The sequence below is a fragment of the Kitasatospora sp. NPDC001132 genome, assembly GCF_053598415.1.
Window position 1 is genome coordinate 1 of the sequence record NZ_JBSFKF010000094.1, and the last position, 1,309, is coordinate 1,309.

General features: G+C 71.7%; 2 protein-coding genes. Both read right to left on the reverse strand.

Annotation, left to right across the window (positions count from 1 at the left end; genetic code table 11):
* Nucleotides 1–428, reverse strand: a 428-nt coding sequence (locus ACWDBE_RS39080) for a GTP-binding protein (protein ID WP_449810364.1), incomplete at its 3' end; no start/stop codon positions are given.
* Between the two features lie 2 nt (nt 429–430).
* Nucleotides 431–1,309, reverse strand: an 879-nt coding sequence (gene cysD, locus ACWDBE_RS39085) for a sulfate adenylyltransferase subunit CysD (protein ID WP_449810365.1), incomplete at its 5' end; no start/stop codon positions are given.

Sequence of the window (1,309 nt, forward strand, 5' to 3'; positions counted from 1 at the left end):
AGCAGCGCGGCGACGGCGGCGTGCCGGCGGGTCTGCTCGACGACGCCGTTGCGGGCGTCGACGAGGACGACGGCGAGTTCGGCGGTGGAGGCGCCGGTGACCATGTTGCGGGTGTACTGCACGTGGCCGGGGGTGTCGGCGAGGATGAACCGCCGCCGGGGCGTGGCGAAGTAGCGGTAGGCCACGTCGATGGTGATGCCCTGCTCGCGTTCGGCGCGCAGGCCGTCGGTGAGCAGCGCGAGGTCGGGCGCCTCCTGGCCGCGGCTGCGGGAGGCGTGCTCGACGGCCTCCAGCTGGTCGGCGAGGACGGACTTGGAGTCGTGCAGCAGACGGCCGACGAGGGTGGACTTGCCGTCGTCGACGGAGCCGGCGGTGGCGAAGCGCAGCAGCGAGGTGGCGGTGGTGTGCTGGGTGGCGGTGCTGGTCATGGTTAGAAGTACCCCTCGCGTTTGCGGTCTTCCATCGCGGCCTCGGAGAGCTTGTCGTCGGCGCGGGTCGCGCCGCGCTCGGTGAGGCGGCTGGCGGCGATCTCGGCGATGACGGCCTCGATGGTGGTGGCGTCGGAGTCGACGGCGCCGGTGCAGGACATGTCGCCGACGGTGCGGTAGCGGATCAGCCGCCGTTCGACCGGCTCGTGGTCCTTGGGGCCGCCCCAGTCGCCGGCGGTGAGCCACATGCCGTTGCGGGCGAAGACCTCGCGCTCGTGGGCGTAGTAGATCTCCGGCAGCTCGATGCCCTCGCGCTCGATGTACTGCCAGACGTCGAGTTCGGTCCAGTTGGACAGGGGGAAGACGCGCACGTGCTCGCCGACGGCGTGCCGGCCGTTGTACAGGGACCACAGTTCGGGGCGCTGGCGGCGCGGGTCCCAGGCGCCGAACTCGTCGCGCAGCGAGAAGACGCGCTCCTTGGCGCGGGCCTTCTCCTCGTCGCGGCGCCCGCCGCCGAAGACGGCGTCGAAGCGGTTCTGCTCGATGGCGTCCAGCAGCGGCACGGTCTGCAGCGGGTTGCGGGTGCCGTCGGGGCGCTCGCGCAGGACGCCGCGGTCGATGAAGTCCTGGACGTGGGCGACGTGCAGGCGCAGGTTGTGCCGAGCGGCGACGCGGTCGCGGTAGGCGATCACCTCGGGGAAGTTGTGCCCCGTGTCGACGTGCAGCAGGGAGAACGGGACGGCGGCGGGGTGGAAGGCCTTGAGTGCCAGGTGCAGCATGACGATGGAGTCCTTGCCGCCGGAGAAGAGGATCACCGGGCGCTCGAACTCCCCCGCGACCTCGCGGAAGACGTGCACCGACTCGGCCTCCAGCGCGTCCAG